Raw genomic sequence first — 23,351 nt, forward strand, 5'->3', positions numbered from 1 at the left:
AAAGGGGGAATCCCATGAGCGATAAGAGCCTGATTTTTAGCATGTTTTCTAAATTCCTCGACAATGGCGGGGAAGATGAACAGAACGAGCGCGAAGTTCGGCCCCAGACCGAAGACAGTAAAATGACGGAGAGCAGAGATCAGCGCATAGAGACAGTCGAAGACTGGAATGATGCCGAACGAACGCGAAGAGAACGGCTGGAAAGAGAACTGACAGGCGAAAACGGCTCTGAGGAGACAGAGTATACGGCAGGCACAGAGGCGGAAGCAGATGGTTTGGGCGTAAAGGATTCTGGTGGTTCGGATTACATCGGTTCAAACTATGGAAGCTCTGGCAGCCAGGGCGGCAGAATGAGCCGTAGTAATCTGGAAAATGAGAGTACGGCTGAGAGCCGGAAAGCTTCCGGCGAGGAAGAATATCGGGACGCAGGTGTCGAGCTGACGGTGTCAGACGACCGAATGGCGGTGTCTCTGATGCTTATAGAACCTTCAGGCGGCGGCAGCGATATTACCCGGGAACAGATCGAACAGGAGCTGGAAGCACACCGAATCATACACGGAATCGACGTAGAAAAGGTAAACACCATAGCGGCAGAAAAATTATACCGCCAGATGTTTCTCATAGCCAGGGGAACCCCGGCGATTGATGGAAATGACGGCCGCATTAAGGACTATTTTCCCCGTGAAGCGAAAATAAAGTATGCTTCAAAAGGAAACGGCGGCATCGATTTTAAGAGCATGAACCTGATCCATAATGTGCAGAAGGGGGAACTGGTCTGCGAACTGACCATGCCCACCGAGCCGCAGGATGGAATGGATGTCTTCGGACAGCCGGTCAGGGGGAAGAATGGTACCATGCCCCCGATTCCACAGGGAAAAAATGTTGTCTACTCCCAGGAGCGCGATAAGCTCCTGACCGCCTGCGAAGGCAACTTAACCTTTCGCAACGGCAGGTTTCAGGTGGAAAATGTCTTCGTCGTGCCGGGAAATGTAGATAATTCCATAGGAAATATTGATTTTACAGGGAGTGTCACCATTCACGGTGACGTCTTTGAAGGATATACCGTTAAGGCTAAGGGTGACATCACGGTCATGGGAATCGTGGAAGGCGCGGTTCTGCAGGCGGGCGGAAGTATCTTACTCCATAAGGGGATGCGGGGAATGAAGAGCGGCGTTTTGGAAGCTGGAGCGGACATTACTGCTAAGTTCCTGGAGGATTGTACCATTTATGCGCAGCACAATATTCAGGCTGAGTATATCATCAGCTCGGAAGTATCCTGTGGCCATGATCTGACTCTGATTGGAAAACGGGGGGCATTTATAGCCGGAAGCTGTGCGGTTCATAACTGCATGAATGTGAAGACTGTGGGAGCTTCCAGCCATGTATCCACAATAGTAACGCTGGGCGTAACGCCGCAGCTGATGGAGGAAGTGGAGAAGATCAGCGTTGATCTGGTGGCTGTCTCCAGAAAACAGGCGGAGACGGCTAAGGACATCAGCTACCTGAACGGAAAGCTGAAGGATGGCAGCATTACACCGAGGCAGAAGGAGCGCCTGGCAAAGCTCAAGTTAGAGGCGCCGATCCACAATCTAAAGGAGAAACGGTTAAAGACGCAGGCGGCCGATCTGTCACGCCAGCTTCGTGAGGTGGGTAAATGCCGGCTGACAGCGGCCGAGGTCCATCCGGGAACCGTGATCAATATCGGGGACTGTAAGATGACCATTGTAAAGCGGGAAGAGAGCTGTTCCTTCTATTATCTTGACGGAGAAATCAGGAAAGGAATCAGGTAATGGCAGATATTTTACGGGTGACGTCCCCTGTGATTAACAAGAATATCATTCAGCCCGACAGGGCGCAGAAAGACCCATCCGTGCCATTCGATATGCAGGAAATCCGGCATATCACGAAGAACCCGTCGGGAAGTGCACTGCTGGGCCAGCACAACGTGTTCCAGAAGGAGGCCGGGGCGGCGACGCTCATGAACCTTTTGAAGGATCCGGCTGTGACTGTCAACTATTTAAAGAATATCTATATGCTGGAGGAGATTATCAGCCTCCTTCCAGTGAACAACAACACCATGACGCAGGAAATCAGACAGCTGTTTCATTCGCTGCTCATCAACCCCGATGATATCGTTGGAGAACTGGTGGATCAGGAATATGCGTCCACGCTGTTTAAGGGACCGCTGTTCGATTTCCTGAGAAACCTGTTGTATGAAAAGCCGGAACTGCGGCTGGAGATGGCCGATTTCCTGAAGGCGGTAAATGGAAGCGTGTCGAGAAATGATGTTCTCGATTCCGTGGCCAACAGCCTGGAGTACTTATCCAGTCAGCTGGCGGGAAGCCGGAATTTATCCGGGATTTTTGGAATGCTGTCGGACCGGGTCCGCGCCATGATCGAGGGGGCCGGAGGACAAGGGGATATGGAAGGCAGTGAGACTGGCGAGGCCGGGGCGCGGCAGGCCGGCGGATTGTGGCAGAGCAGCGGCGTGGATGGACGTGGTTCAGAGAAAGAAAATAGTCTGACGGAATGGGAAGCAGTCAAAGCGGATATTTTAGATGCTCTGAAGGAGTTGGAGAACAGCGTTTTATTCTCCCCTCAGACGGAACGGATGATACCGAATCTTCTCTATAATATGTCTCGGTATCAGGATAATGAGTCCTATTTGCAGGAGGCGTTACTGAATCTCCTGATTCATGTAAACAGCCGGGAGGACAAGGACCAGCTGAAAAGCCTTATTAGAGATTATGTAAACCAGTTTGGCAGCCCGGAATACCGGGAGAACCGTTCCCGAATCATGGATACGTTGGCGGAGATCATCAGGAAGCAGGACAGGGAGACTCCCATGAACAGCTTAAACGGTGAGAAGATCGAGAAAATTATCACAAGCCTTCTGTCTTCACCATGCAACTATACGCCGCTGCTTCATTTTGTCATACCAGTGGAATACCAGGGGATGAAGGCATTTTCAGAACTTTGGATCGATCCAAAAGATGAAGGCGGCAGCGGGCAGGAGCGCGATGGAGAAGACCACGTCCATGTGCTGATCACTTTCGATATTCCGGGAATCGGCCAGATGGAGGCGGAATTTCAGGTGGCCGGCAGGGAGATGGAGTTTTATCTGTACTGTCCGGAATCATACGCAGCCGTGTTTGGGCGGCTTACGCCTGATTTCAGAAAGATTATGGAGGAGTATGGATACCATGCGGCGGAAGTGGAAGTCAGCGGACTGGACCATGTGCGTTCACTGATGGATGTATTTAAAAATCTTCCGTACAGGAGGACAGGCGTCGATGTCAAAATATAAGAAAAACAAGGCGGTTGCCTTAAAATATAACGCGGAAGAAGACGCTTCCCCGGTTGTCATCGCCTCTGGCTATGGAACCGTGGCAGAGCATATCATAGATATTGCAGAGAAAAAGGGGATTCCGGTATTCAAGGACGACAGCGCTGCTTCACTTCTCTGCATGCTGGAGGTTGGGAGTAACATACCGGTGGAGTTGTACGAGGTGGTGGCGGCTATTTACTGCAAGCTGATCGAAACCTCGGCGTCAATCCGGGGAGTGGAAGCGGCCGCAGCCGCAGCGGCTACGCCGGCTCGCGGCAAAGAGAACGCAGCGGGCGGAAGGATCCGAAGAAATCTGGCCTCTGGAAAGAAAAAAGAGGAACCTGCAAAATAGTGCAATAGAGAAACTGAATGGTAACGATAAGAATGAGATGACAGAAAAACGGGGGTACGCGACATGGTTGATTTGTCAGACGGATATGTTGGATCTTCCTGTGTGATAAAGGCCAAAAACAATGATTTAATCACCATGGGGGTCATGCACCGGATTGGAAAGAATTTTATTGATATCGGCAGTTCGAGAAATGAACTTCCTTCCATACCGTATAATCTACTGGTCAAGATCGAGATTTATAACACACAGATCGGTTTTAAAGTGCTGATTGGGCGTGTTTATTTATCATCTCCAAAGCTGGCCCGTGTGATCGATTTGAACGAGGCGACAAATGATGAGCGCCGGGAGTATTTCCGTATCAGTACCAGGGACACGGGTGTCATCTATAACTGCATGCGAGGGGATGATATCCTTGATATGGAAGAGGAATCCACAGACTATAACGGTTTAAAAGTACATCTGGTGGACATCAGCCTGGGCGGGCTCATGTTCCGCAGCCGGGAGGCGTTTAAGGTGAATGACCGTTTTAATATTGTGATACCTGCCATGGGTGACTCTATGCTCTTTACCTGTGAGGTGCGCAGAAGCGTGGACCGTCCGGATGGGGAATTTGGGTATGGCTGTGAGTTTATGGAGATGGCCACGAAGCAGGAGGATTTGCTTTACCGGTATATTTTGAAACGGCAGAGTGATCAGTTGAGACGGATTCGGTAGATAATAGGACGCAGTGCGGGAAACGATAGGGCTGGCTGATTACGGACCTGTTAAAAAGGTGTGGCGGCTATGATAAATGGGCGTTAGTCTGGCAGGCAGGAGGAAGCGTAATAGATGGGAAAGAAGAAGCCGGAGGACCGGAAGGTGGTTAGAAACCGGCGGGTTATGATATATACATTTTTACTGATTTTTATGCTTCTGTATATTTCTGCGCATTTTACTGTGCAGGAGCGGAAGGCAGCGGAGGCGAAAAAGAGCACAGAAATTGTGGTTGAAGCAGCGGTGGTTGATGGTGATAAAATGCTGGCGGCGCGTCCTGAAGAGGTTGTTACCGGAGATAATGCTGTAAGAAATGATATCAGGGAAGATGGTACCAGAGGTAACGAGATAGAGGAATCTGTGAAATCGGCAGATTATGAAATGGAACGGCAGGAAGAATTGGTAATTAAACCGGAAGATATGTGGTGTCTGATCCTGACTAATGCTGAATACCCGGTTCCGGAGGATTATGCGGTAACACTGAGAGATGTGCCGGGAACGGATCAGAAGGTAGATGAAAGGATTTATGAACCGCTGATGAATATGTTAGAGGCCATGAAGGCAGAAGGCCTGTCACCCGTGGTATGTTCTGGTTACCGGACGCTGGATAAACAGGAGAAGCTGTTTAACAGGAAAGTTTCCGCTTATGTGAAAAAGGGCCGTTCGAAGGAAGAATCGTATACGCTGGCACGCCAGACCCTGTCAATACCCGGATCAGGAGAACACTGTCTCGGGTTGGCAGTTGACTTCTATACCCGGTCCTATCACCAGTTGGAACGGGCATTTGAGAAGACTCCGGAAGGAAAATGGCTTCGGGAACACGCGCAGGATTATGGGTTTACTCTGCGATATGATGAGGGAAAAGAAGAAATAACAGGGATTAAATATGAACCGTGGCATTTCCGATATGTGGGAATTGATGTGGCTCGGTATTTGAAGGAGCATAATCTTTCACTGGAAGAATTTTATATTGAAGAGAGCCTTTATGGATAGAGTGCACAAAAATCAAATTGATTTTTGTGCACTTTTACGATGAAGGGAAAGGTAAAATCGTCCGATATATATTACAGAGTGGAAAAGATGGTATGTTTTAGAAGCTCGGTCCGGTGTCAGACAGGGCCCGTCCGACATTGGAGATACTTATTTATTATGAGGGACAGGGAAGTCCCAATATAAAATTACATGGAGGTAATATTATGAGGATTCAGCACAACATTATGGCACTCAATTCCAACAGACAGTTGGGTGTAAACAACAGCGCAGTAGCAAGATCATTGGAAAAGTTATCTTCCGGTTACAGAATTAACCGTGCAGGTGATGATGCAGCAGGTCTGGCAATCTCTGAGAAGATGAGAGCACAGATTAAGGGATTGGAAGCAGCAAGTGATAACTCTCAGGATGCTATTTCTTTAGTTCAGACAGCAGAAGGTGGATTACAGGAAGTTCATTCTATGTTGAATCGTATGACAGAACTGGCTACTAAGTCGGCAAATGGTACATATACTGATGATGTTGACAGGAAAGCTTTGCAGGATGAGATTTCCGCATTAAAAGATGAGATTAACCGTATTGCTGATGGTACTGACTTTAATGGAATAAAGTTGTTGGATGGTACGATGGGTGTTGGGACCACAGGTGCTCACCAGAACTTTACAGCTGCTGATAGTTTAAGTAACTTCGGCTGGACTATTTCTGGCGGAGAAGGTGTAAAAGTTACAATTGGGTCTGTAGCCAGTACTGGTACTAAGAGCGTGGTAGCAGGTTGGGGGGCAGATGGAAACTTAACATTAACTATTGATGCAGCTAATGGTGATAAAATTACACAGGAAGATATTAATGCAGCATTAGCAAAAGTTGCGGCGCCAGAAAGCGGAAAAGATTTAAAAATTTCGCTTGATAACGATATTACTATGACAGGTGACTCCGCATTGAAGGCAAGTATTACAAGCCAGACTTCAGCAAAAGCATCACTTGCAACATCTGTGGATAAAACTGCCGGAAGTGGTATTGTTCTTACAGCTACGAAAGCGGGAGTTAATAACAGTGTTTTGGCAGTTACGAATACTGCCGGCGATCCAGTGGGAGCTACGGCTGCTGCAAACGGTGATGTAAAACTTAATCTTGATGCATCTAAATCATATTCTGCAAGTGAAATTAACAAAATGTTATCAGATGCTGGCGCAGAAATGAGGATAAGTTTTGATGGTAATAAAACTGGAGCAGATATTTTTGCTGTAGATTCTGGAACAGCACATCAATTACAGCTTGGTCAAAATGGAACGGCAGGAACGGGATTATCTGCAGGCGGAGGTCTTACTCTGCAAATTGGCGACACGAATGAAATTTATAACCAGTTGGAGCTTAGCATAGGTGACATGCATGTTGATGCCTTAGATTTAACATCAGTAAATATTAGTACTAGAGATGGTGCTTCAGATGCCATGGCCAAAATCAAAACAGCCATCAACACCGTATCTACCAGCCGTGGCAAACTTGGTGCTATCCAGAACCGTCTTGAGCACACCATCAACAACTTAGGGGTAACCACAGAGAACATCACATCTGCGGAGTCCCGTATCCGTGACGTAGACATGGCAAAGGAAATGATGAATTATACTAAGAACAGCGTACTGGTTCAGTCTGCACAGGCGATGCTTGCACAAGCAAATCAGCAGCCACAGTCTGTATTACAGTTATTACAGTAATAAATTTAATTATATATTGTAATTAATGTAGCAGGAATGTGAACTATAGTTTAATTGTATTATTATAATTCCTAAAACGGGAGCGGTTTGTTTAAGACAGGCAGCTCTCGTTTTAGGATTATTATTGTCTAAATACTTTTGCATCAGAGTGAGATAAACATAAATGCTTTTTTTCTGATATACTAGATGTTCAAATATTACATGTCAAAGTTAATTGATATTCCTATGATATATTTGGGTTGTCCAGTCTATTTAAAAATTATCACGCATTATCAGCGTTTCTCCTATCTGCAAGTCTGTCCAGTCCGGATGCTCATGAATCAAGTCTACCACTTCTTTTACATAGGAGTAATCCAGTTCCAGTTCATCAGAGATAATTTGTAAATTTTTCTTCTTATTATACTTTTTCCTGATTATAGCAACAATTTTGGCTTCGCCTTTTATTTTTCCTCTGGTTTCCCCTTCGGATAGTCCCTCCACTCTTCCCGCCTCAATCATTCCCAGTATAGCCTCACACATATTGATTTTCCCCCTTTCATCCCTATATTCATTCTTCATAAGTTCCAGTTCTTTCGAACCGGTTACCGTTGTTATGACGTCAAAGGCATCCTCGTCCATTTTCTGAAACCTTTCTTTGTTCTCAAATGTAAATTTTTGTTCTTCAGCAGGGTCGCCGGAGCGTTGAATAAATCCGAATACTTCACGTAAATCGGTTTTAAAACGATCGATATCATGAAAACTTCTGATTTCGAGGACGTGTATTTTGTAATTGTTTAAGAAAACTTTCAGTTTATCCGGTAAGGTTTCGTATTCCAGGATTTGATATAGTTCTTTCGCTCCATCATAAGGTTTGTCACCGTAATAAATGCAGATGGTGATGACTGGGTATACCTTATCGCGGATAGAGAAGCCTCCCAGAAATTCATCGCCATGTAAATCTTTTCTGTTCCGGTGATGCTTCTGGATTCGACGCATCTGTTTATCGTAACCGGCTGCGTCTTCCAGCATAATCCGAATGGGCATGGCGTGATGCACTCGATCCTGATTTTCAAGGCCAATGATGGCAAATCCCAGACCCAATACTACTTTTCTTACAGAATCCCGGTATTTCTGAATCTTAAATCCGTCTTTGATCTTTGATAAAAATCCTGTTATACGGGAATCCAGCTCCTGGATATCAGCGCCCGAAACAACCCGTTCTCCGCCAAATATAAAGCCATTAATTAAATCCGCATAGCGGTCCTCGTCTTCAAAGTAACGAACCAGAGAAATATCCTTTTGCCCCATAGAATTCCCCTTTCCTGTTTGGCAGGGAAATAGATCGGCAGACTCCTGGCACATGGCAGGTAAAATAAAAACATTTTCTGGTTTTGTTTTATAAAATACCGTAAAATGCAGCTGTCAGCGGGCCTTTTCCCAGTAACCATTTTTGAAAATACCCGGCGATACTGCCGGTATATGAAATATCATGATTTGCGTATTTGGCAGATGAAATGCCAAAGATAATGTAAATACAAGTGGATTATACCATAAATGAGAGTAAAATGCAATGACTTTTGTTATTGTTTTAAACGTAATTTTATAGGACATTTTATTTTTTACCTATATTTAGAGTGAAAATATTATCGCGCTATATTTCAAATTTCCGGAATTATCTATCATTTCTCATCTGCCTATCTGCCCATTAGCGCATCTCTCCTCTCAACATTTAATTTTTCTATTCCTGCAGGCCGCCGCCGCTATAACTGGACTGGTCATTTTCATATGCTCTGGGTATTTATGACCAGTCCAATATTTGTTATACTTCACTGTAATAAGTATACATATAAGGAGGATTTGATAAATGAAACGAATTATTACTCTACAGGATATATCCTGTGTTGGCTGCTGTTCTATTACCGTTGCGCTTCCTGTTATTTCTGCTATGGGAGTGGAATGCGGTATCCTTCCAACGGCGGTGTTGTCCACGCATACGATGTTTAAGAATTTTACCTGTAAGGACTTATCCGATCAGATTGCGCCGATCTCCGAGGCATGGAAGACGGAGCAGATTTCATTTGATGGTATTTATACCGGCTACCTTGCATCGGCGGAGCAATGCGGGCAGATTTGTGATTTCTTTGATCAGTTTACCACTGGGGATAATCTGGTGTTGGTTGATCCGGCTATGGCGGACAATGGGAAGCTATATCCTGCATTTGATGAGAATTTTCCGGCGGCTATGGCGAAGGTTTGCGCGAAGGCGGAAGTGATTCTGCCCAATATTACGGAGGCCAGTCTGCTTACTGGTATGCCTTGGCGCACGGATTATGATGAGGCTTATATCCGGGAAATGCTGGAGCGGCTGTTGGAGCTGGGATGTAAAACGGCTGTTCTGACCGGTGTCAGCTTTGAACCTGAAAAATTGGGAGTGGCCTATCTGAATCGTGACGGAGAGAGCTTTTCCTACTTTACTCATCGTTGTCCTCAAAGTTACCATGGAACTGGTGATCTCTACTCCTCGGTGGTATTGGGCGGTGTAATGCGTGGATTGAGCCTGGCGAGCGCGTTGACACTGGCTGCGGATTTTGTCGTTCTCTGTATTGAGGCAACCGCTGCTTCCGGCAGCTCCAGATGGTATGGCGTGGAGTTTGAGTCTCAGATTCCGAGGTTGTGCGAAATGCTGGAGAAACACCTGAAGGAAGTATAAGTGTGCCAAAACAAGCAGTAAATGCCTCTAACCGGAAGAAAAATCCAATTGTATGTTTTCCTGTTTCTTGCTATAATAACAATAATGTCATATTGTGTGGAAAATTGTAAGTTATGGGGGAATTCTCATGGCAGCTACCATTGCGTTGTCAAATCAAAAGGGCGGTGTCGGAAAGACGACATCGGCGTATGTGCTTGCCTCGGTATTTAAGTCAAAAGGTTACCGGGTACTGGCGGTGGATATGGATCCACAGGGGAATTTAAGTTTCAGTATGGGCGCTGAAACAGATGGCTGTGCAACGATTTACGATGTTTTGAAGGGAGAATTAAAGCCTAAGTATGCGGTTCAGAAATCGTCTTTGGTGGACCTGATTCCTTCCAATATTTTGCTCAGCAGTATTGAACTTGAATTTACAGGGGCAAGAAGAGAGTTCCTTTTGAAGATGGCCCTGGATTCGCTGAAGCCCTATTACGATTACATATTTATTGATTCTCCTCCGGCATTGGGAATTCTGACGGTAAATGCATTTACAGCGGCTGATTATATTTTGATGCCGATGCTGTCGGACATTTTCAGCCTGCAGGGAATTATGCAGTTAAACGAGACAATTGAACGGGTGAAAAGCTACTGTAATCCCGATATAAAGGTTTTAGGGGCTTTTTTAACGAAGCATAACCCGAGAACCCGGTTCAGCAGAGAAGTGGAAGGCACGCTTAATATGGTGGCTGCTGATTTGGATTTCCCGGTCATGAACGCCTACATCCGGGAAAGCGTGGCACTTCGTGAAGCCCAGTCGCTGCAGAAATCAGTGCTGGAATATGCTCCTGCCTGCAATGCAGTAAAGGACTATGAGAAACTGGCGGACGAACTCTTCCAAAGGGGGCTTGAAGCAAATGGCTAAGAGCAGATCAGAAATAGATAAAGAGATGATGTACCGGAAGATTATGCCTTCTGCCGCGAAAAAGGGAGGAAATGTCGTTCCCGGGGTGGATGAAAGCGCCGTCACCATGGAAGCGGGAGCTGCCGGACTTATGGGAAATATATCTCCTGTTCCGACTGCCGCCAGTATGGCGAAGGCTATTCGCCGGCCGGCGGTTTCCATGCCAGTAAAGGAAGAACAGAATATGGTTCTGGTCAACCTGATGGAGGAACTGGTTATATCGAAGCTGGATGCAACACTCGACCGCTTTAACTGCTGCAAATGCGATAAGTGTAAAAAAGATATTGCTGCGCTGGCATTGAACCGCCTGAAGCCGCACTATGTGGTTATGAATGAACAGGATGACGAACGCAGAAGAAAGAATGAGGAGATGTTCGCCTCAGAGGTGACCAGCGCACTGATTCAGGCAATCCTGATGGTGAAAAAGGAACCTCGTCATTGAACCACTTCAAAATAAATTATCCTATAAAACTTACTAAACCAAACTATCCCCAAAACGAACCAGTCAAGCGGCGCCGGCCTCAGAATTCATTTTCTGAGCCCTTCCGCCGCCGCAGGTTCGTTTTTTTATCCATAAAAGTACATCACTCCCCCAAAATAAATTCAAAAAAACTAAAAAATATCCCTCAAACTATAAAGTTTCCAGGATACTGTCCGATAAATATTATAGAGTTAGCAGAACAATCAGTGAGAGAAAGGAAGTCGGGGATATGGATGTGAAAGTTACGAGGAATTATTCCGTTTATCAAAACGCGGTAAACAGTGGCAGGCATGCAGAAAAATCCGTTTCTGTCCCGGCATCGGCCGATAAAAAAATGCGTGGTGACGCCATCTGCATCAGCAGTGACGGCGCGAAAAAGAGCGAAGCATCGTCATTTGCGGCGACGCTTAGGAAGTCCATGGACGAGGGCGCCCCGGCGGATAAGATCGCGGCGTTAAAACAGCAGGTGTCCGAAGGCACGTACCAGGTGTCGGCGGAACAGATTGCGAAAAGGCTGATGAGCGGTTTATAGAGAGGGAAAAAATTGGAAGAGATAATTCGTTTTCTGACGGAATATACAGAAATGCTTGAAAAAATGGAACAGAAGCAGGTGGAAAAACTGGGGCTTCTGATGACAAAGGAACTTGACAAGATCGAGGAATCCATCATGATGCAGCAGGCCATGGATAAACAGCTTCAGAATATGGAGCAGAGACGTCAGGAACTGTTTGGGAGAATGGGGCTTACTGGAAAGACGCTTCAGGAGGTCGCGGAGTCGTGCGGCGGAGAGGAACGGAAACAGCTGACAGACTTATACCGGCGTTTGGATGGGGCGATCGGTAATATCCGTTTTTATAATGAAAAGGCGGAAAGCCTGGCTAAGTCGGAACTGGAGAAGATGGGACTGGATGCGCGGCTGGTGGGAAATCCAACCGGCATCTACGGGAAGACGGTGGGACCCAAAGGCCAGCGGTTTGAGAAAAAGGTCTGATGGGGGACCGGTATAGGAGAGTGAAGAATTGAGACCGACATTTATGGGGCTGGAAACGGCCAAACGCGGGCTGATGGTGAACCAGAAGGCTCTCGATATCATCGGCAACAACATCAGCAATATTAATACAAAGGGCTATACGAGACAACGCCTCGATACCGTTTCCGTACAGGTTTACGGAAGCGACAGGTTCCAGTACAGCTCCATACCGCTGGCTGGCCAGGGCGTGGACGCAAGCGGTGTGAGCCAGATCAGAAATCCCTATCTGGATACGAAATTCCGGGAGCAGTATTCGGACGTGGGTTATTTCGACCAGAAGGCAGCTGTCATGGAGCAGATGGAAGGTATCTTGAGTGATCCCGAGGTGGAAGGGACCGGTATCAAGGATGCGCTTACCGTACTTTCTCAGGCACTGGCGGATTTCAGCCAGCATCCGTACCAGGAGACCAACGCCAATATTGTGCTGAATGCATTTAAGGGCATTACCCAGGTGCTGAATGAATACGATACCAACTTAAAGAGTCTGGAGGAACAGACGAAAAATGATCTGTCTATCGCTGTGGATGACATTAACACGAAGTTAAAACAGCTCAGCGATTTGAATAAATCCATCGCCCACGAGATATTTGTCAACGATGATTATGACGGCGTGAACTACGGACCGAATGACCTTCTGGATCAGAGAAATACCATTCTCGACGATTTGTCACGATACGGGAAGCTGGAAGTCATTTCACTGGATCAGGGAAGAATTCAGGTGAAGCTGGGCGGGAAGCTGGTGGTCGACGCCAACGGCGGAAATTACAGCAACGATGCGGTGAGAATCGGACTGGATGGAACCACGCTTTCCTGGGGAGACGGGACGACGGCCAATCTGGGGGCCGGAGCAATCAAGGGATTCGAAGATATGCTGACCGGCAATAATTCATTGAACGCAGGAATTCCCTACTATGAGCGAAAACTGGACGATTTCGCGCAGACCATGGCAAATGTATTTAACAGCATGGTTCACGAGGATGATCCGAATAAGCCGGGACCGTTTAAGACTCTGATTCAGGGAGATTTTAATGGAAAGGTCAGCGCCGGCAATATCCGGATCAGTGATATGTGGACAAAGGATTCCGCCTATATTATCCGAAAAAAGAATCCGGATGGAGATCTCGATAATGAGGATATTCTTGCCATGAAAGCGGCTCTGGAGAAGGATTTTGAATTCGGGGAAGGCAGTGACAAATTTACTGGGACCTTCAGTGAGTTCATCACGGGATACACCAATACACTGGGAACCGATAAAAAGACCAATGACTCCAGGCTCAAGGCGTCTCTCGCAATTGCGGAGAGCGTGGAATCGGACCGCATGGGCGTGTCGGGAGTGTCACTTAACGAAGAAGGTATTAACATGATGACCTATAACAAGGCATACTCGGCACTGGGAAGACTGATGACAACCATGGATGAACAGCTGGATATGATTATCAACCAGATGGGGTTGGTAGGAAGGTAAAGAGGGGCATATGAGAATTACAGAAAATATGATGACGGCAATGTATAACAGGAACCTCCAGAGAAATGTAGCGAATCTGGCGTCCTCAAACCTGAAGCTGACTTCTCAGAGGCAGTATAATCATGTTTCCGAGGATCCGGCGGCGGCTGCCAAGGCATTTACCGTGCGTGATCAGATCGCCAGGAGCGAGGAACATATCAATACAGTGAAAAATGCAGTGGGAGAGCTGGACACGGCAGATTCCAATATTGCAACGATTAATTCTATACTGGAGACCGTTTTCGAGAAGGCAACCAGGGCGGGCGGCGCCAGCAGCCAGGACAGTCTGGATGCGATTGCCGAGGAGCTGGGAGGACTGAAGGAAGAGATTCTACAGACCATGAATGCCAGATATGGAGATAAATTCCTGTTTTCCGGTTCGGCAAACGGGGAGGCGCCATTTACGCTGGACGCGGATGGAAACCTGCTGTTTAACGGCAAGGCGGTAGACGCTTATGACCCGGATGATCCGGCTACCCATTTCAATGAAAATAAACCGGTTTATCTGGATATTGGCTTTGGAACCTACGCCAGCGGCACGAACACGGCAGGAACCGGAATCCGGATTTCCACATCGGGTGTTGATGTGCTGGGCTATGGTACCGATGATCAGGGACTCCCCAATAACCTGTACAGCCTGATTGGGAAGATAGAAGGCCAGTTAAAGGATGGAGATAAGAGCGGCGCCATGGACACGCTTACACAGCTTAAGAAGAAGCAGAGCAATATTTCGATAGCAACCTCTGAGATCGGTACAAGGGAGAAGCTTTTAGACCGCACGAAGGATCGTCTGGAGAGCGGCCTTGTCAATCTCAAGGAGACCCAGAAGAATCTTGAGGCGGTAAGCGTGGAGACGGAGGCCGTCAATAACAAGTCTTATGAAACAGCCTGGATGGTAACCCTGCAGCTTGGATCCAGCATTATACCACCCTCGATTTTTGATTTCATGAAATAATATCAGGAGAAGAGGTGTCATGACATGAATGTATTGAAAATTACGACAACGCCCATCAGGTTGTCTATGACGTCGCAGCGGGCCAGGCTGGACAGCGAGATCCCGGACCCGGAGATCGGCATCATACAGAACCCGGGGCACCTGAATATGAAATCTGAAAATATTAAAGTAAATATTGATAGCTCACGCTCCAGAGACAGCATGGGATTTAAGACGGCCAGGGGATTGATGAGTGATGCGGCCCAGGCGGGGCTGAAAGCCGCCGCCGATGCAACAGCCCAGTATTCGAGAGTCGGCAACCAGATGATGCAGATTCAGGATGGAGTCACGGTGGCGGATATCATGAAAAATCAGATGCTCGCGCAGACGAATGTGACGACAGGAATCGGATTTATCCCTTCCGTGGGTGCGGATATTTCCTGGACTCCGGCGGATCTGGCCATTGATTTCGCACCGGCCTCCGTGAATTTTGAGCCGAAGGTACAGAAGACGGAATCGGTTTACGTGCCGGGCGAGCTGAATGTAAATGTGGAGCAGTATCCAAGAGTGGATATCGAGTACATAGGTGAGCCCATGTACGTTCCGCCGAGTGCAAATCCGGCTTATGAAGAATAACATGGTGAAAGATGCGGAGGGAAAAACTTGAAGATAGAGACAAGAGATTTTGGAATCCTCGAAATAGAAGAGAAAAATATCATAACGTTTAAGCAGCCGATCTTTGGCTTTGAGGAGTTCACCCAGTTCGTTCTGGTCAATGATTCCAACATGGGAAATGGAATCTGCTGGCTGCAGTCGATTGAACAGAAGAATGTCTGCTTTATCATGCTGAATCCCCTGGAGGTAAGGCGGGATTACGCACCGGTGGTCATGCAGGACGTTCTGATCATGCTTCAGGCAGTGCCCGAGGACGATTTAGACTGCTGGGTCCTCATGGTCATAGGGGATACCTTCCGCAAATCTACAGTCAATTTAAAGAGCCCGATTATCATCAACCACAAGACGAATCTGGCGGTACAGGTGATCCTGGAACAGGATTACGCCATACGACAGCCTATTTTCGATGAGGAAGCGGGGGATGACGAATGCTGATACTATCCAGAAAGAAGGGCGAATCAATCAAAATCGGCGACGATATCGAGATATTCGTTACCGAGGTAAAGGGAGACAAGGTGCGTCTGGGAATATCGGCTCCTGAGGATATGAAGATCTGCCGTACAGAGCTGTATTTGACGGTTGAGAATAATAAAGAGGCATCGGATAAGGTCGACTTATTAAAGGTATTCCAGTTGTCCAGAAATTTACGGGCAATGACGGCCGAAGAAGAGGAAGAGAAGCAGGAGGAAAATCATGGAGATGCTTGATGAGATGCGGAAACTTCTCCATGAGAAGAAAGCCTGCTTTCTTCAGTATGAGGAGGAGACCAGCCGCATCGCCTCGCAGGAATACAGGGAGGCGGAAGAGTTTGAGGCCGGGATCGCGGCCAGGCAGCGCCTGATCGAAGAGATAGACGGAATTGATGAGCGGATGAAGGCGATGAAGCATTTTTCACCGGAGGGCAGGCGGCTCTATGAGATTTCGAAGAACAGGTGGGATTTCAGGACGTTAAATGAAGAGGAACAGGCACTTTTTTCTGAGGGTCAGGAAATCTTCCGTGTGATATCGAGAATACAGGAACTGGAGCCCGGCGCGCGGGCCGAGATGGAACGGGTCAGGGATCTTCTGCAGGAGAAAATCAGGAAGAACAACACAAATACGAAATTTACAGGATATTTAAAACAGATGGACCAGGGAGCGAAGGGCATGCTCTATAATCAGAAAAGATAGGGGGAAGCGCGATGTCATCGACGTCATCGATTAATACCGTCAGCAACAGCGGCAATAAAAACTATATAGCGGGGCTTGCCTCTGGCATGGATACGGAAAGCATGGTACAGAGCATGCTGTCTGGAACCCAGTCCAAGATCGACAAGCAGACCGGACTAAAACAGCAGCTGGAGTGGAAGCAGGATATCTACCGCAGCCTCATAACGAAGATCAATACCTTCAGCGATAAGTATTTCTCTTATTATGGAAGCGGCGACACGAACCTGATGAGCAGCAGCTTATACAATACCATGACCGGTGTCAGCAGTTCGTCGAATATCAAGGTCACATCGGTGTCAGGAAATGCGGTCAGCAGCATGAAGATTGACTCGATTGACCGTCTCGCCACGGCCTGTACTGTGAAAACGGCGGGAAATGTGACCGGAACACCGGTTGGCAGCGGCGCGGATTTAAGGCAGTTTACAAATGGCAGTACATATTCGTTCTCGGCTACGCTGGATGGGGTGAATCGTACAATCACATTTACGGCAGGTGCAGATGATACGGACACGTTAAAGAATATTAACCAGGCGCTGTATCGGAATTTCGGTACTGCGGTTGGTATGAAATATACACCGGCATCGGGAAGCAATAGCGGAACCATGGAATTAGTGCAGTTGGATGCAGCGGGAAATCCAACCTCCAATTCTGTGGACTCTTCGAGAAGAGTGATTATTCAGTCCTCAGGAGATGCGGATACCGTGAAAAATCTTGGATTTGGGACTGGATTCTCCAATAAGCTCGATTACGGAACTTCCCTGAAAAATATGAACTTTGCTAATAAACCCCAGGGCGGAAGATATGAGTTTGAGATTAACGGTGTGTCAATCAAGGGGCTGACGGATAATTCCACGCTGAGCGATGTCATCAGTGCCATTAATAACAGCGATGCGGGAGTGAAAGTGTCGTATTCTTCAGCGGCGGATAAGTTTATTATGGAATCGACTTCGACTGGTGCGATATCAAACATTACGATGAAGCAGACCTATGGAACTCTGCTTACTTCAATGTTTGGCGTGGAAGCTACCGGAGTTCAGTCCTCTCTTTTTTCAAAGGAGCTGACGGGAAGCACTGCAATCGGTTTAGACGAGGTCAGGAGAGTATTAAACAGCGGAAATGATGAGAAGCTGGTGTTTCAGGTCGATGGAAAAGATGTAGAGATTACGCTGGAGGGGAAAAACGGAAACAGTAAATATGAGACCTCACAGAGCGTTTTAGATGCGATTAATTCACAGCTGGACCGGAAGTTTGGGACAGAGGCGGTACGATTTAGTACAAGAGAAAATCCTGCTGTGCCTGGAACCGATATGGTGGTGTTGACGTCTGCAGAACATAAGGTTGGTTTTACTGCGGATAATTTGACCAAAGGATTTGCGGCCAGTCTCGGATTCGGCGCGGGTGATAACCTGTTATCCGGGTCTGATCCGGTAGGACTGCGGGGCAAAATTACGGTAAAAGGAACCGCAGGAGACGTAACAATTGATTTAAACAGAAGTATTGATTCGCTGGTTCAGAAACTGAATGCAGTGGCAGGAGTCAGTGCCTCCTTCCAGGATGGAAGGCTTAATATTACCGGAACTTCCGGTCCTCTGGAAATTAAGGCAGGCACAGATTCCACGGGAACGGACAGTGAGGGAAAAAAATCGCTTAAAGCGCTGTTTGGTTCAGAAAATATTTCTTTGGTGCAAACGGCTCGTACCGTTCAGTCCAATGTAGTGTCACCCAGGCCCAATTCTGGATCCATTCAGATTACTTCACCGGATGGCACATTGCAGGTCATTGATCTGTCAGGTTCGAACGCGGATACGGAAATTGTAAATGCGATTCAAGCTGTATCCGGAGCCAGTGTGACATTTTCGAATGGAAAACTGGAAATTTCAGGCGGAGGAGGCAGTGTCTCCATATCCGGCATGGATGATGCCACAGACCAGTACATCAAAGATTTATTTGGTACGTCTGTTTATACTTACGACCCAAAAATGACCGCCCAAATCACCGCTGGTCAAAACGCTAAAATCACCGTCGACGGCGTTACCATGGAGCGAAATACCAATACTTTTGAATTGGATGGAATTACCATAGAATTAACAGGCACAACCAGTGCCGGTGACCCCCCAATTAGCTTGACTACGTCTCGGGATACTGATAAAATAATAGATAGTTTAAAGAGTTTTGTAGAAGATTATAACACTCTGATTGAAGAGCTGAACAGCTATGTGGCGGAGGAGGCAACCTACAAGAAGTACGCCCCGCTGACAGACGCCCAGAAGAAAGAGATGAGCGACCGGGAGATCGAACTCTGGGAGGAAAAATCGAAGAAGGGGCTCCTTCATAACGATTCCAACGTCTCCAGCTTTTTGAGTGATATGAGAATGGTGCTTTACAGCAGTGTAGAGGACGCGGGGCTTGCGCTTTACGATATCGGGATCGAGACCTCCGATAACTGGCGCGACAATGGCAAGCTGATCATCGACGAGGAGACGTTAAAGTCCATGGTGGCGACGAATGCTGACAATATCCGGAAGCTTTTTACGGATAAGGAGCAGGGCGTCGCGGTAAAGCTGCAGGAGGCGATCAAGGAAGCAGCCAATGTCAGCAGCGGAAGTCCGGGAAGCATGGTTCGCTACGCGGGTACCAAGGATGTGCTGATTACCAGCAACACGATCTATGATGAGATGAAGCGCATATCCGAGACACTGTCGAAGTTAAATACCAAGTATGAACTGGAGAGGACCCGTTACTGGAAGCAGTTTAACGCTATGGAGCAGGCCATTTCCAACATGAACAGCCAGAGCTCCTGGCTGACCCAGCAGTTCTCATCATGATAAAGGAGTAATCATTATGCAAAACCCATATGCAAGATATAAAGAACAGTCTGTCATGACCATGACACAGGGCGATATGATCAATCTGCTGTTTGACGAGGTGATCAACCGCTTGAACAAGGGGCTCGTGAGCCTGGAACAGAACGATTATGAAGGAAGCAACGCCCATTTTAAGAAGGCGCAGGCTATCGTCACCCACTTATCAACCACACTGGATCACCAGTATGAGGTGTCGGGAGGGCTGGCTTCCCTTTATGAATATTTTAACTATCAGATCCTTCAGGCGAACATTAAGAAGAGTCCGGAACCGGTGGAGGAAGTTCTCCCCATGATTACCGAACTGAAGGAGGCGTTTTCCCAGGCGGATAAGCAGGTTCGGATGGGACATACCGGATGAGATAAGGAGCGTACATATGCCATTATTTGAGGACGCAGCGTTTCGGGCGCTGCAGAGCGGGCTGGATGCGATGTGGCTGAAGCAGCAGGTCGCCAGCCATAACATCGCTAACGTGGAGACACCGGATTTTAAGGCGAAAAAGGTGGAGTTTAAGCAGGTCTTAAAAGAGGCGGCAGATGGGAACGGTCCTGTGTACCAGGCGGTTGTCGGTACAGATAACGACACGGAGGCCAGGCCGGACGGGAATAACGTACAGGTGGAAAAAGAGGAACTGGACTTATGGAAGGCGTACACTGAGTATTCAGCGATGACGTCCCGGATGTCGGGAAAGCTTTCTACGCTCAGATATGTGATTAACAATACGGGTAAATAAAAGGAGCGGCTTATGGGGTATTTGGATTCTCTCAATATAACGGGTTCGGCCCTGACGGCAGAACGGTTCCGCACGGATATCATCCTGCAGAACCTGGCGAACCAGAATACGACAAGAACGGCAGAGGGAGGCCCCTACCGTAGGAAACAGGTGGTGCTGCGGGAAAATCAGCTGGATTTTAAGTCCGAGCTGGGCAGGGCTATGACGAAGGCGGACCGCGGCGGAGTCTATGTGGAGGAAGTGGTGGAGAGCCAGAATCCTCTCGTTCCGGTGTACGATCCGGATCATCCAGACGCCAATGAGGACGGGTATGTCATGATGCCGAACGTAAACAGCGCCGAGGAGATGGTGGATATGATGGCCGCCACCCGCGCCTATGAGGCCAATGTGACAGCGCTGAATATTGCAAAGAGCATGGCATTAAAAGCCCTGGAGATTGGTAAATAACATGAAGAAACGAAGAGAAGAAGGAGGCGGTCAGGAGTGGTTAAATACCTACGCGGATATGATAACCCTTGTCCTGACCTTCTTTGTACTGCTATACAGTATTTCCAATGTAAATATCAGCAAGCTGGAAGAGATCGCGGCGGCGATGCAGCGTCAGCTGGGAATTGAGACAACCAGCGACTTAGAGGATGTACCGCAGGATCTGAAGTATCCCAGCATCAGTGAGGGAGCCAATGCCCCGGAGGGAGAAGGTTCTCAGTTTAACACCGGCAGCGGAGCGGGGGCGCAGTCTGCCTCATCTCTGGCTATGGCCGATATGGCGAAGGACATCCAGTCGTATTTCCAGATGGAGAATCTGGATGCCGTTGTCTCCGACAGCGAGAATGCGGTCTACATACGGTTTAAGAATGATCTGCTGTTCGCCCCGGACAGTGCGGTCTTACAGGAGAACAGCAAATCCATGCTGGAGGCTCTGGGAATTATGCTGAAGGACAGGCAGGATGAGATTATGGCCATCTATATTAACGGGCACACGGCTCAGGCGGCTAATTCTCTTATCAACGACCGGCTGCTTTCCTCTGAACGCGCCGATAACGTGGCGATCTACTTAGAGGAGAATGTCGGGATGGAACCGAAGAAGCTGATCTGCCGCGGTTACGGCAAATACTACCCCATCGCGGACAACAGCACGAAGGAAGGGCGGGAGATGAACCGCCGGGTGGACATGATCATATTGGGAAATGAATATAAGATATCTGAGGATAACATAGACGGTATGGAGACGATGGATCCGCTGTTTCCGGTCGACATGCCGGCGGATATGAGCGGGGGACAGGAAGGTACAGCACAGTGATAAAGACATACGATTTTAAATCGCCCAAGAAATTTACGAAAGAGCGCATGAGTACGGTGGAGAACTTATATGACAGTTTTGCACGTGCTCTTGCACCGTATCTGACGGGACTGATGCAGTCCTACTGCGAAATAAGCGTAACGGGTATTGTGGAGAGACGGTATCAGGAATTCAGCAATTCAGTTCCTGACCGGTCTCTTTTTGGCATGATTACCCTAATCCCTGACAACAAGGATTATAATGAGGCTCCTCTGGTGCTCGAGGTGGACACCAAACTGGCCTTTTTCATGATTGAACGCCTTCTCGGCGGCGCAGGCACGGAGTATGAGCTGAGCCGTGATTTTACAGACATTGAAAAGGCGATTCTCCAGTATTTACTGGGAAAGATCACGGAATTTATCGGTGACTCCTGGAAGGAATATCTGGACGTGGATGCGGCGCTGACCGGCCTTCAGACGAATCCTCACCTGCTTCAGGTGAGCGCGCCCGAGGACGTGGTGATACAGGTGGAGCTGGAGGTGCTGATCGACAAGCTTTCGGCGGTATTAAATCTGGTGATGCCGGCACCTAATGTGGAGGAGCTGACTTCGAAGTTTGGGTATTCCTACGCGGTCAGCCAGAAGAAGGACGAGGCGAAGCAGCTGGCCAAGAGAGGCTATATCGAGCAGCATCTGCTGGAATCGGAAGTGGAGCTGCGGGCGATTTTCCACGAATTTTCTCTGGATGCCCAGGATATTCTCCAGCTTCAGCCGGGGGACGTAGTGCCTCTCAATAAAAAAGTGGACAGCAGCATTGATATTTACGTGGAAGACGTGGCCTGCTTCGAGGCGAAGCTTGGTCATACGAAGCTGCGCAAGGCGGTCGAGATTAATAAGGTATTATAGCCGGGAGGAAGAGTATGGGATATTTGGATCAGGAAGCGTTGACAGAGCTTTTGGAAATGGAATCGGTGCCTGTCTGCAATACGCTGGCTTCTCTTCTTGGCAGGAATGCCAGGGCGACGGTGACAGAGCTTGGCGAGACGGATATGGAGGTCCTGGTGGAATATCTGCCCCATTTCAATGTGGTGATCGAGGCAGAACGAACGGCTGAGGGGCTGCGTGTTCCGCAGCTGTACGTATTTGACAGGGCGGATATGGTGAAGATCTCCAATTTTATTATGGGACTGCCGGTAAATACGGAGAGTCCGCTTGACGAGATCGCTTTAAGTACATTAAAAGAGGTGGCGTCCCAGTGTATGGGAGCGGCCATGGATGATCTGGGTGATTTCCTGGGGCGTGAGATGGGCGAGATACTGACCCGTGTCACGGCATTTGACAGTGCGGAACGGATTCTGGATACGATCCGCCGGTGGGACAGGGAGCAGCAGCTGGTGCTGATCCGCCTCCATCTGGAGATCGACGGTGTTCTGGCGGCCGAGGTTATTGGAATCGCCACGGAGGAACTTCAGGAGATATTCGGAATTCCGGTCATGGGACAGGAGACGGCAGCAGAGGAACCGTTGCAGGCGGAGGATCTGGCTTTCAAGAAAAAAGAGAAAACAGTATCGTTCCGGGAGGTGTCATTTCCGGAATTTAAGTATGTGCCTGTGGACAATCAGGTGGAAAACATCGGTGAGGAGAGGAAAAAACTCCGGGATATTACGCTTGACGTGTCTGTCCGCATCGGCGGCACGGTCTGCAGCGTAAAGGACATTCTGGCCCTGCAGAAGGGGCAGATTCTAACACTGGATAAGCAGGCGGGTTCGCCGGCTGATGTGGTGGTCAATGGTAAACTGATAGGAAAAGGCGACGTTTTAGTGACAGATGAGAAGTTTGCCGCAAGAATTATTGAGATAGTCGGCAAGAGGGATTAAT

General features: G+C 48.0%; 25 protein-coding genes. 24 read left to right on the forward strand and 1 reads right to left on the reverse strand.

Translation table 11 applies throughout. The annotated features are described in order from the left end of the window. The first annotated feature begins 14 nt into the window (after window positions 1-14). The 6 genes from H8S75_RS24575 (at window position 15) to H8S75_RS24600 (ending at window position 7,138) form a co-directional block, all read left to right on the forward strand. Window positions 15-1,790, forward strand: a complete 1,776-nt coding sequence (locus tag H8S75_RS24575; protein WP_187023786.1) for a flagellar assembly protein A — start codon at window positions 15-17, stop codon at window positions 1,788-1,790. Beyond that, a complete protein-coding gene (locus tag H8S75_RS24580) occupies window positions 1,790-3,307 on the forward strand; it encodes an antitoxin (protein ID WP_187023787.1) in 1,518 nt (505 codons plus the stop codon). Before H8S75_RS24575 ends, H8S75_RS24580 begins: the two co-directional genes overlap by 1 nt. Continuing rightward, window positions 3,294-3,680 (forward strand): EscU/YscU/HrcU family type III secretion system export apparatus switch protein, encoded by a 387-nt coding sequence (locus tag H8S75_RS24585; protein ID WP_187023788.1) that lies wholly within the window; start codon window positions 3,294-3,296, stop codon window positions 3,678-3,680. The genes H8S75_RS24580 and H8S75_RS24585 overlap by 14 nt, the downstream gene beginning before the upstream one ends. A 63-nt stretch (window positions 3,681-3,743) precedes the next feature. Further along, on the forward strand, window positions 3,744-4,394 hold the full coding sequence (locus H8S75_RS24590) for a flagellar brake protein (protein ID WP_110325994.1): 651 nt from the start codon (window positions 3,744-3,746) through the stop codon (window positions 4,392-4,394). A gap of 114 nt (window positions 4,395-4,508) precedes the next feature. Continuing rightward, on the forward strand, window positions 4,509-5,426 hold the full coding sequence (locus H8S75_RS24595) for a M15 family metallopeptidase (protein ID WP_187023789.1): 918 nt from the start codon (window positions 4,509-4,511) through the stop codon (window positions 5,424-5,426). 203 nt (window positions 5,427-5,629) lie between these two features. Continuing rightward, a complete protein-coding gene (locus H8S75_RS24600; protein ID WP_187023790.1) occupies window positions 5,630-7,138 on the forward strand; it encodes a flagellin N-terminal helical domain-containing protein in 1,509 nt (502 codons plus the stop codon). A 252-nt stretch (window positions 7,139-7,390) separates the two neighbouring features. Here the strand turns inward: H8S75_RS24600 and H8S75_RS24605 are convergent, their stop codons facing one another. Beyond that, window positions 7,391-8,425: a transposase gene (locus H8S75_RS24605; protein WP_187023791.1), complete on the reverse strand. Its 1,035-nt coding sequence runs from the start codon at window positions 8,423-8,425 to the stop codon at window positions 7,391-7,393. A 556-nt stretch (window positions 8,426-8,981) separates the two neighbouring features. On the opposite strand from H8S75_RS24605, the gene H8S75_RS24610 reads away from it, so the two are divergent. The 18 genes from H8S75_RS24610 to H8S75_RS24695 all read left to right on the forward strand — a co-directional run bounded on the left by H8S75_RS24610 (window position 8,982) and on the right by H8S75_RS24695 (window position 23,350). After that, window positions 8,982-9,827: a pyridoxamine kinase gene (locus tag H8S75_RS24610; protein ID WP_187023792.1), complete on the forward strand. Its 846-nt coding sequence runs from the start codon at window positions 8,982-8,984 to the stop codon at window positions 9,825-9,827. 127 nt (window positions 9,828-9,954) lie between these two features. Next, on the forward strand, window positions 9,955-10,728 hold the full coding sequence (locus H8S75_RS24615; RefSeq protein WP_187023793.1) for a ParA family protein: 774 nt from the start codon (window positions 9,955-9,957) through the stop codon (window positions 10,726-10,728). Further along, window positions 10,721-11,209 (forward strand): late competence development ComFB family protein, encoded by a 489-nt coding sequence (locus H8S75_RS24620; RefSeq protein ID WP_187023794.1) that lies wholly within the window; start codon window positions 10,721-10,723, stop codon window positions 11,207-11,209. Before H8S75_RS24615 ends, H8S75_RS24620 begins: the two co-directional genes overlap by 8 nt. 268 nt (window positions 11,210-11,477) lie before the next feature. Then, window positions 11,478-11,780 (forward strand): flagellar biosynthesis anti-sigma factor FlgM, encoded by a 303-nt coding sequence (locus H8S75_RS24625; protein WP_002605091.1) that lies wholly within the window; start codon window positions 11,478-11,480, stop codon window positions 11,778-11,780. Window positions 11,781-11,792: 12 nt separating this feature from the next. Continuing rightward, window positions 11,793-12,239: a flagellar export chaperone FlgN gene (gene flgN / locus H8S75_RS24630; protein ID WP_187023795.1), complete on the forward strand. Its 447-nt coding sequence runs from the start codon at window positions 11,793-11,795 to the stop codon at window positions 12,237-12,239. 28 nt (window positions 12,240-12,267) lie between these two features. Beyond that, the gene (flgK, locus tag H8S75_RS24635) at window positions 12,268-13,743 is read left to right on the forward strand and encodes a flagellar hook-associated protein FlgK (protein WP_187023796.1); all 1,476 of its coding nucleotides are present in this window, start codon (window positions 12,268-12,270) and stop codon (window positions 13,741-13,743) included. Between the two features lie 10 nt (window positions 13,744-13,753). Beyond that, window positions 13,754-14,737: a flagellin N-terminal helical domain-containing protein gene (locus H8S75_RS24640; protein WP_055659073.1), complete on the forward strand. Its 984-nt coding sequence runs from the start codon at window positions 13,754-13,756 to the stop codon at window positions 14,735-14,737. 24 nt (window positions 14,738-14,761) lie between these two features. Continuing rightward, a complete protein-coding gene (locus H8S75_RS24645; protein WP_055659071.1) occupies window positions 14,762-15,352 on the forward strand; it encodes a DUF6470 family protein in 591 nt (196 codons plus the stop codon). Between the two features lie 27 nt (window positions 15,353-15,379). Next, entirely contained in the window at window positions 15,380-15,826 is a 447-nt protein-coding gene (fliW, locus tag H8S75_RS24650; protein WP_187023797.1) for a flagellar assembly protein FliW, read from the forward strand. Continuing rightward, on the forward strand, window positions 15,820-16,098 hold the full coding sequence (gene csrA, locus H8S75_RS24655) for a carbon storage regulator CsrA (RefSeq protein WP_025531624.1): 279 nt from the start codon (window positions 15,820-15,822) through the stop codon (window positions 16,096-16,098). The genes fliW and csrA overlap by 7 nt, the downstream gene beginning before the upstream one ends. After that, window positions 16,085-16,561: a hypothetical protein gene (locus H8S75_RS24660; protein WP_002605084.1), complete on the forward strand. Its 477-nt coding sequence runs from the start codon at window positions 16,085-16,087 to the stop codon at window positions 16,559-16,561. Before csrA ends, H8S75_RS24660 begins: the two co-directional genes overlap by 14 nt. A gap of 11 nt (window positions 16,562-16,572) precedes the next feature. After that, window positions 16,573-19,425, forward strand: a complete 2,853-nt coding sequence (fliD, locus tag H8S75_RS24665; protein WP_187023798.1) for a flagellar filament capping protein FliD — start codon at window positions 16,573-16,575, stop codon at window positions 19,423-19,425. Between the two features lie 16 nt (window positions 19,426-19,441). Then, window positions 19,442-19,822: a flagellar export chaperone FliS gene (gene fliS / locus H8S75_RS24670; protein ID WP_002605082.1), complete on the forward strand. Its 381-nt coding sequence runs from the start codon at window positions 19,442-19,444 to the stop codon at window positions 19,820-19,822. Between the two features lie 16 nt (window positions 19,823-19,838). Beyond that, window positions 19,839-20,195: a flagellar basal body rod protein FlgB gene (locus tag H8S75_RS24675; protein ID WP_002605081.1), complete on the forward strand. Its 357-nt coding sequence runs from the start codon at window positions 19,839-19,841 to the stop codon at window positions 20,193-20,195. A 12-nt stretch (window positions 20,196-20,207) separates the two neighbouring features. Beyond that, window positions 20,208-20,642, forward strand: coding sequence for a flagellar basal body rod protein FlgC (gene flgC, locus H8S75_RS24680; protein WP_187023799.1), 435 nt, complete (start codon window positions 20,208-20,210; stop codon window positions 20,640-20,642). 1 nt (window position 20,643) lies between these two features. Further along, window positions 20,644-21,495 carry an OmpA/MotB family protein gene (locus H8S75_RS24685; protein ID WP_187023800.1) on the forward strand — a complete coding sequence of 284 codons (852 nt, stop codon included), beginning with the start codon at window positions 20,644-20,646 and terminating at the stop codon, window positions 21,493-21,495. Continuing rightward, complete coding sequence (locus H8S75_RS24690; RefSeq protein ID WP_187023801.1) at window positions 21,492-22,379, forward strand: flagellar motor switch protein FliM; 888 nt, start codon at window positions 21,492-21,494, stop codon at window positions 22,377-22,379. The genes H8S75_RS24685 and H8S75_RS24690 overlap by 4 nt, the downstream gene beginning before the upstream one ends. A gap of 14 nt (window positions 22,380-22,393) precedes the next feature. Continuing rightward, complete coding sequence (locus H8S75_RS24695; RefSeq protein ID WP_187023802.1) at window positions 22,394-23,350, forward strand: FliM/FliN family flagellar motor switch protein; 957 nt, start codon at window positions 22,394-22,396, stop codon at window positions 23,348-23,350. Window position 23,351 lies beyond the last annotated feature (1 nt).

Origin of the sequence: Hungatella hominis, from assembly GCF_014288005.1 — a bacterium.
In the GTDB taxonomy this organism is placed as follows: Bacteria; Bacillota; Clostridia; order Lachnospirales; family Lachnospiraceae; genus Hungatella; species Hungatella effluvii.

Excerpts from the sequence above, each read along its gene's own strand:
- H8S75_RS24575 (WP_187023786.1), top strand. The coding sequence starts at position 15 with ATGAGCGATAAGAGCCTGATTTTTAGCATGTTTTCTAAATTCCTCGAC.
- H8S75_RS24580 (WP_187023787.1), top strand. The coding sequence starts at position 1,790 with ATGGCAGATATTTTACGGGTGACGTCCCCTGTGATTAACAAGAATATC.
- H8S75_RS24585 (WP_187023788.1), top strand. The coding sequence starts at position 3,294 with ATGTCAAAATATAAGAAAAACAAGGCGGTTGCCTTAAAATATAACGCG.
- H8S75_RS24590 (WP_110325994.1), top strand. The coding sequence starts at position 3,744 with ATGGTTGATTTGTCAGACGGATATGTTGGATCTTCCTGTGTGATAAAG.
- H8S75_RS24595 (WP_187023789.1), top strand. The coding sequence starts at position 4,509 with ATGGGAAAGAAGAAGCCGGAGGACCGGAAGGTGGTTAGAAACCGGCGG.
- H8S75_RS24600 (WP_187023790.1), top strand. The coding sequence starts at position 5,630 with ATGAGGATTCAGCACAACATTATGGCACTCAATTCCAACAGACAGTTG.
- H8S75_RS24605 (WP_187023791.1), bottom strand. The coding sequence starts at position 8,425 with ATGGGGCAAAAGGATATTTCTCTGGTTCGTTACTTTGAAGACGAGGAC.
- H8S75_RS24610 (WP_187023792.1), top strand. The coding sequence starts at position 8,982 with ATGAAACGAATTATTACTCTACAGGATATATCCTGTGTTGGCTGCTGT.
- H8S75_RS24615 (WP_187023793.1), top strand. The coding sequence starts at position 9,955 with ATGGCAGCTACCATTGCGTTGTCAAATCAAAAGGGCGGTGTCGGAAAG.
- H8S75_RS24620 (WP_187023794.1), top strand. The coding sequence starts at position 10,721 with ATGGCTAAGAGCAGATCAGAAATAGATAAAGAGATGATGTACCGGAAG.
- H8S75_RS24625 (WP_002605091.1), top strand. The coding sequence starts at position 11,478 with ATGGATGTGAAAGTTACGAGGAATTATTCCGTTTATCAAAACGCGGTA.
- H8S75_RS24640 (WP_055659073.1), top strand. The coding sequence starts at position 13,754 with ATGAGAATTACAGAAAATATGATGACGGCAATGTATAACAGGAACCTC.
- H8S75_RS24645 (WP_055659071.1), top strand. The coding sequence starts at position 14,762 with ATGAATGTATTGAAAATTACGACAACGCCCATCAGGTTGTCTATGACG.
- csrA (WP_025531624.1), top strand. The coding sequence starts at position 15,820 with ATGCTGATACTATCCAGAAAGAAGGGCGAATCAATCAAAATCGGCGAC.
- H8S75_RS24660 (WP_002605084.1), top strand. The coding sequence starts at position 16,085 with ATGGAGATGCTTGATGAGATGCGGAAACTTCTCCATGAGAAGAAAGCC.
- fliD (WP_187023798.1), top strand. The coding sequence starts at position 16,573 with ATGTCATCGACGTCATCGATTAATACCGTCAGCAACAGCGGCAATAAA.
- fliS (WP_002605082.1), top strand. The coding sequence starts at position 19,442 with ATGCAAAACCCATATGCAAGATATAAAGAACAGTCTGTCATGACCATG.
- H8S75_RS24675 (WP_002605081.1), top strand. The coding sequence starts at position 19,839 with ATGCCATTATTTGAGGACGCAGCGTTTCGGGCGCTGCAGAGCGGGCTG.
- flgC (WP_187023799.1), top strand. The coding sequence starts at position 20,208 with ATGGGGTATTTGGATTCTCTCAATATAACGGGTTCGGCCCTGACGGCA.
- H8S75_RS24685 (WP_187023800.1), top strand. The coding sequence starts at position 20,644 with ATGAAGAAACGAAGAGAAGAAGGAGGCGGTCAGGAGTGGTTAAATACC.
- H8S75_RS24695 (WP_187023802.1), top strand. The coding sequence starts at position 22,394 with ATGGGATATTTGGATCAGGAAGCGTTGACAGAGCTTTTGGAAATGGAA.